Consider the following 6,583-nt stretch of genomic DNA (forward strand, 5'->3'; position numbering starts at 1 on the left):
CAAAGGTTAGTTGAACAAATGGAAAATGGAACAACCAAAAACATCTACCTACTAAGACATGGCAAAGTCGAAGGCGAAGCGGCACTTAATGGTTTATCCGATGTGTTGGTTAACCCTGATCTTCAAGATCGGATATGTGGGGCATTAGCAAAACAAGATATTGCCTTTGATTGCGTGGTTACCTCGCCATTAAGGCGATGCAGCGATCTCGCAAACAGATACGCACAGCGTATGTCTGTGCCTTTATCTGTAGCTCCAGACTTTCAGGAAATGAACTTCGGTGACGTTGATGGTGTCCCATTTGATGAGCTTGAAGACAAGTGGGGAATGCTAGAAACCTTTTGGCAAGATCCTGCTAATCATCAACTGACTGGTGCAGAAAGTTTACAGAGCTTCCACGACAGAGTAACTCAAGCTTGGTCGCAACTTTTGAATGATCCAAGTGACAATATATTGTTGGTTACCCATGGTGGTGTGATTCGCATACTGCTAGCGCATTGTCTTGATATTGATTGGAAAAATCCGAGTTTGTACTCGAAGCTATCGATAGAAAACGCGTCGATAACTCATATTCAAGTCACTCAGTTCACACAGAGTTTTATCAGTGTAAAGTCGATAGGGTTGCCTGTTCTCTGAGTGTTAAAAATACACAGTTTTAAGAATTAACAATCTATTAAACCTGTTAATAGAAATAGAAATAGAAATAGAAGTATAAAGCGGCGTTTACAGCCGCTATACCAGATTGGTATTACTACCTACGTGAAAGGAATTTAGTCATGACAACACCGAGTTGGGATCTAAGCATTGCTTATCGTGATCTTGATGATGCAAAAATCGAGCAGGACATTGAACTCATCCAACAGTGCATTGAGCTGTTGTACCTACACGTTGAAAAGCGTCATATTATCCTAGCGATGCAAAATGCTATTCAAACTTCTGAAGCGGCAGGTACGTTACTGAGCACGATCAACACTTTCGCGAATTGCCACGCATCGGTAGACGCGACACACACAGAAGCCAAAGCACTGCTTGGTCGAGTTGCGAAACTGAATTCTGAAATGTCTCAAGCGTTCAGCCCTTATGAAGACACGCTAATCCACGCAGAACCAGAGTTTATTGATGCAGTTTTAGAGCATGACAGCGCAGATGTAGCAGGACAACGCTTTGCGATTGAAAGCTCGCGTAAGTTATCAAGCAGCCGCCTTAGTGTTGCTGAAGAGCAGTTATTGGCAGCGATGAAGGTTGATGGCCGTGATGGATGGGGTCGTTTATACGATAACCTGACCGGTTCTTTAAAACTGTCGCTAAAGCTGAACGGTGAAGACGAAGCGCTAGGTTTTTCACAAGCTGCGAGCTTGTTGTACGGCAGTGAATTCGACAAACAAGAACCGGCATGGCGCGCAGTCCAAGGCGCAATGAAGACGCACCAAGAGTCTTTTGCTTCAATTCTAAATGCGCTTGCGGGTTGGCGACTGACAGAGAACAAAAAACGCTCGAAAATAAGCGACGTGCATTTCCTTGATCCAAGCCTACACGCCAGCCGCATCGTACCTGAAACGCTAGACACCATGATGTCGGTAGCAAAGGCAAATCGAGCGGTTGGTCAGAAAGCGGGTCTGTTGATGGCAAGAGTTCACGGTCTCGATGAAATGAAGCCTTGGAACCATTTAGCCGCGATGCCTCCGCTGGGTGACAGCGAATCTAAGGTTTATTCATTTGATGAAGCGATTGAAGTGATCAAAACCGCTTTTGCTGAAGTCAATCCAGAGATGGCTGATTTTGTCGCATTAATGGTTGAGAATGGCTGGATTGATGCCGCACCAGCTGCCAACAAACGTCTAGGTGCGTACTGCACCAAGTTTGCTGCGACACGTACACCTCTTGTGTTCATGACCTGGAGTGGTAGCCGCTCAGACTTAATGACATTGGCACACGAACTAGGCCATGCGTTCCACAACTGGGTGATGAAAGACATGCCGTTGTGTCAAACACGCTACCCAATGACGCTAGCAGAAACCGCTTCGATCTTTGCTGAAAACATCGTTCGTGACCATCTATTGAAGCAAGCAAAAACACGTAATGAGAAACTTGAAATGCTGTGGGAAGAGCTTTCTTCTTCTTTGGCATTAATGGTGAACATTCCCGTTCGTTTTGAGTTTGAGAAAGCCTTCTACGAGCAGCGTGAAAAAGGCGAGCTCACGGCTCAGCAGCTGTGTGATCTGATGGAAACGACTTGGAAAGAGTGGTACGGCGATGCGATGACAGAAGCCGACCCTTACTTCTGGGCGAGCAAGCTGCACTTCAGCATCTCTCAAGTAAGCTTCTACAACTACCCATACTTGTTCGGTTACCTGTTCAGTAAAGGTGTTTACGCTCAGCGCGATGCCAAAGGTGAGCAATTCTACGGCGATTACGTTTCGTTGCTTCGTGATACGGGCAGCATGATGGCGGAAGAAGTCGTTCAAAAGCACTTAGGAATGGACCTGACTCAAGCTGATTTTTGGCAACAAAGCATCGACATGGTCAAAGTTCAAATCGATGAATTTGAAAGATTGCTCGATCAGGAAGATTAATTGATCTCAATCTGTTCATGGTAGGTAAGAGCTGTGTTAGCTTACGTGGCTCTTATCTTGCTGACATGACTTGAGAAAAGCTGACACAGCCAAAATTGCTTTAAATAGAAAAAGTTATTTGGAACAGATGTCGGTTAGTAAAGTCAGCAGGTAATATAAAAATATATGGGTAGTATTTGTGAGTGATAACGGAGTTTCTATTGATAAGTGCGATCCTAGCAACACAATTTCTATGTACAATTTATTAACATACGGCCGTGCAATTAAGGAGTAGCGCATGACGAAGACCCTCTTTCGCCAATCATTTCTTTTTGACAGCCTAGCTCTTGAGCAAGAAGTGGTTGCAGGACAGACCGTACTGAGTAACGGTGTTCAAATTAAGCTTCATCAACGCGGTGTATTGGAAGTGATTCCCGCAGAGTACAATTCTGAAACCAAGAACATCATCTTTTCAACAGGTGTTCATGGTGACGAAACTTCACCAATGGAGCTGATTGATAAGCTCATTGAGGATATTGAAACCGGCTTCCAAGTCGTGACAGCAAGGTGTTTGTTCATCATTGCTCACCCAGAAGCGACCAATGCGCATACGCGTTTTCTTGATGTGAATATGAATCGTCTGTTTGATGAAAAACAGTACGAGAGTAATCGAGAAGTGGACATCGCGAAGAACCTTAAGTACTTGGTTACTGAGTTTTACAAGGAAACGGTGCCTGCCACTCGTTGGCACTTAGATCTGCACTGTGCGATCCGTTTGTCTAAGCATTACTCTTTCGCCGTAAGCCCTAAGGTTCGACACGAAGTTCGCAGTAAAGCCTTGTTCGATTTCATTAACAGTGCTCACGTTGAAGCGGTGTTGTTATCCAATGCGCCAACGAGTACTTTCAGTTGGTACAGCGCTGAAAACTTTGAAGCCCAAGCACTGACAATGGAGCTAGGGCAGGTAGCAAGAATTGGTGAGAACCAGCTTGATAAGTTAACTGCTTTCGATTTGGCAATGCGCAATTTGATTGCTGAAATAGAACCAGAGCATTTGCCAAAGAAAACCATTACTTATCGCGTAAGCCGAACCATTGTTCGTTTGCATGATGATTTTGATTTCATGTTCTCTGATGCCGTTGAAAACTTTACGGCGTTCAAGCACGGTGAAGTGTTTGGTCATGATGGTGATAAGCCATTGATGGCGAAGAATGAAAACGAAGCAGTAGTGTTCCCAAATCGCAACGTTGCTATCGGTCAACGAGCGGCCTTAATGGTGTGCGAAGTTGAAACACGATTCGACCACGGTCAGCTTGTGTACGATTAATACCGACTCGGGTTTAAACGACGAAAACAACCGCTCAACTGGTTGAAATATCAAGGTTCACATTACGGTGTGAGCCTTGAGTTTATTTGGGGATACAGGTAAGGTTACGCGAACAATTTCAAAGTAGCTTGATATGGATTTCCAACAACTTCTTCACCAAAAACAGCGCAAATGGACCCGAGCCATTTATCTGATGGCAGCACTGCTTGTCGCGCTGAGTGCGATTTACCTAATGGTTGGCGATCTTTTCATTTCCCCTTTGGGCACCTTGTCCACGTTAGAACAAAAACTACTGATTGATTTACGCTTACCTCGACTATTGGCGGCTATTGCTATCGGGGCAGGGTTAGCCGTATCTGGCGCAAGCTTACAAGTCTTATTGGGTAACGTGTTAGCAGAGCCCGGTGTGCTCGGCATTTCTGGTGGTGCAAGCTTAGCGATGGTGATCGTGCTGTTCTTCTTACCGTTTGCTCCTACACCAGAACTGTTCATGATTGCCGCCGTTTTAGGGTCACTCTGTTTTACCGTGATTCTAGTGAGCATGGTTAAAACGATGCGACTGACTACGGCCAAGTTATTGCTGGTGGGTGTTGCGTTAGGCATTCTTTCTGGCGCGATGGTGACGTGGGCGTTCTATTTTAGTGATGACCTCAGCCTACGCTTATTGATGTATTGGCTGATGGGCAGCTTAGGTGGCGTCACTTGGTACCAACACTCGCTCACCTTAGTAATGATCCCCGTGATTATCTGGCTGTGCCTGCAAGGTAGCAAGCTAGACAAACTCATGATTGGCGAGACCCATGCTGCGCAGTTAGGCGTGAACGTTCCGAGATTACGTTGGCGTCTAATCTTCGCTGTGTCTATTTTAGTCGGCTGCGCAGTAGCGTTAGGTGGCGTGATCAGCTTTGTGGGTTTGGTGGTGCCACACTTACTGCGTTTAGCGATTGGTACCGACAACCGATACCTTCTTCCTTTGTCTGCCGTTGCCGGTGCCGCGTTACTGGTGTTTGCTGATATTTGCGCACGTACATTACTCGATTCTGCAGAATTACCCTTGGGTGTGATGACAACCAGTATCGGTGCACCAATCTTCATTTGGATGTTAATTAAAAATCATGATTCAAATTAAGAGCCTGAGCGTCGGCGCTCGCTTATTACCTCTATCGTTTGAGCTCAAGCAAGGACAGGTGACTCATGTCATCGGTCCTAATGGCAGTGGGAAAAGTACCTTATTAGAAGCGATATCTGGCGTTGGTGATGGCTACAAAGGTGATATAAAGCTCGACGGTCAAGACTTGTCAGCATTATCACTACAAGATCTATCATTGCATCGCGCTTATCTTTGTCAAAGTGCAAGACCCGCCTTCAACTTGGAAGTGTTCCAATACCTTGCGTTATCACTGCCAAGTTCATCGCATGGCCTTGATACTGAAATAAACACGGCTTTGGAAGAGATAAGCCAGATGTTGGACATCACAGACAAACTTCATCGTTCAATTCAGACACTGTCTGGTGGTGAATGGCAACGCGTTCGTTTGGCGGGAATGTGCCTGCAAATTTGGCCGACGCTCAATCCTTACGCAAAGCTCCTGATCCTAGACGAACCTGCAGCGCCGTTGGATATTGCTCAAGAAGCGTTGCTGTATAAGCTTATCGAACGAGTGGCTGAGAAGGGCATTGCGGTTATTATGGCTAACCACGACCTGAACCGAACCTTGAGGCATGCCGACCAAGTACTGCTGCTCGAAAAGGGCGTACTACAAGCATCAGGCAGTGCAGAGCAAGTGCTTGTGCCTGAACAGCTAGAATCCGTATTTAACACGCAAGTAAAAAGCATCTCGGTCGACAATCAAACTTATCTGCTGTTTGGTTAACTTAGGCTCATCAATACAAGGCAATCTATATGTTTAGATATATTCAACGACGACGAATCAAGAAAGTAATCAAATCACTTTCTGCAAAGTTGGTGAAAGCGTACGGAAGCAGTGACTTTTTCTCTATTGGGCAAGTAGAAACGAGTTCATGTGAATTGAGTAAGCGCCAACAACTGGTTGCCTTAGCATTGTTTGCTGATCCACAAGACCTTGCTGCTGAAATTGCTCCAGCCATTCAATTGCTGCGTAATGATGTGTCTAATGACTTCTTCGGTGGTGAGGAATATAACGCGCGTGATGTACTTAATTTGTTGGGCGGTGGCGGTTGGAAGGGCGGTCGTATGGACGATGATATGTCGAATCGATTTGGCATGAATAGCCGCTATTAGTTTAGCTCGTTCAAATTAACGTTTAATGATTTATCGATTTATAAACGCATACGCTCAGTAGCTTAATAGCTTAGCGACTTTGCAACAGTCTCAACAACGTTTTGATGATGATCAAAAGCACTCAATATCATTATTTATGCGAGCGTTTCACTCCAATTGATTCCCTAAAAAAATACCTTCCTAGTGAACTATTTTCTTAGGGAATGCGTAATTCGTGTCGGTAAAAATCGATAATTCGAAGCAATATCATCTATCTCTAACACATTTCTTTGAGTTGTGTGACTCTGATTCCTTTCGAAATAAATCCCACTTTTATTGATAGTTATGACGTATATATTTTCCGTGTTCTTTAAGTCAGAAACTATAAACCCTCGAACTGCAATCTTCGGCGTTTTTCAAGGTAGTTGTCATCATTCGCTTGTTTACTAAGCAGCTTCTCTT

At 44.8% G+C, this 6,583-nt stretch carries 6 protein-coding genes; all 6 read left to right on the forward strand.

Going from position 1 to position 6,583, the window contains the following annotated elements; genetic code table 11:
- The first annotated feature begins 18 nt into the window (after nucleotides 1-18).
- Nucleotides 19-636 carry an alpha-ribazole phosphatase family protein gene (gene cobC, locus ACED28_RS16470; protein WP_371710280.1) on the forward strand — a complete coding sequence of 206 codons (618 nt, stop codon included), beginning with the start codon at nucleotides 19-21 and terminating at the stop codon, nucleotides 634-636.
- Nucleotides 637-776: 140 nt separating this feature from the next.
- Nucleotides 777-2,573: a M3 family oligoendopeptidase gene (locus ACED28_RS16475; protein WP_371710281.1), complete on the forward strand. Its 1,797-nt coding sequence runs from the start codon at nucleotides 777-779 to the stop codon at nucleotides 2,571-2,573.
- 277 nt (nucleotides 2,574-2,850) lie between these two features.
- A complete protein-coding gene (locus ACED28_RS16480) occupies nucleotides 2,851-3,879 on the forward strand; it encodes a succinylglutamate desuccinylase (RefSeq protein WP_371710282.1) in 1,029 nt (342 codons plus the stop codon).
- A 133-nt stretch (nucleotides 3,880-4,012) separates the two neighbouring features.
- The gene (gene btuC, locus ACED28_RS16485) at nucleotides 4,013-5,008 is read left to right on the forward strand and encodes a vitamin B12 ABC transporter permease BtuC (protein WP_004734896.1); all 996 of its coding nucleotides are present in this window, start codon (nucleotides 4,013-4,015) and stop codon (nucleotides 5,006-5,008) included.
- A complete protein-coding gene (gene btuD, locus ACED28_RS16490) occupies nucleotides 4,995-5,753 on the forward strand; it encodes a vitamin B12 ABC transporter ATP-binding protein BtuD (RefSeq protein ID WP_371710283.1) in 759 nt (252 codons plus the stop codon). The genes btuC and btuD overlap by 14 nt, the downstream gene beginning before the upstream one ends.
- A 29-nt stretch (nucleotides 5,754-5,782) precedes the next feature.
- A complete protein-coding gene (locus ACED28_RS16495; protein ID WP_009846928.1) occupies nucleotides 5,783-6,142 on the forward strand; it encodes a DUF6559 family protein in 360 nt (119 codons plus the stop codon).
- The last annotated feature ends 441 nt before the right edge of the window (nucleotides 6,143-6,583 follow it).

It is taken from the genome of Vibrio sp. 1F253 (genome assembly GCF_041439295.1).
In the GTDB taxonomy this organism is placed as follows: Bacteria; Pseudomonadota; Gammaproteobacteria; order Enterobacterales; family Vibrionaceae; genus Vibrio; species Vibrio tasmaniensis_A.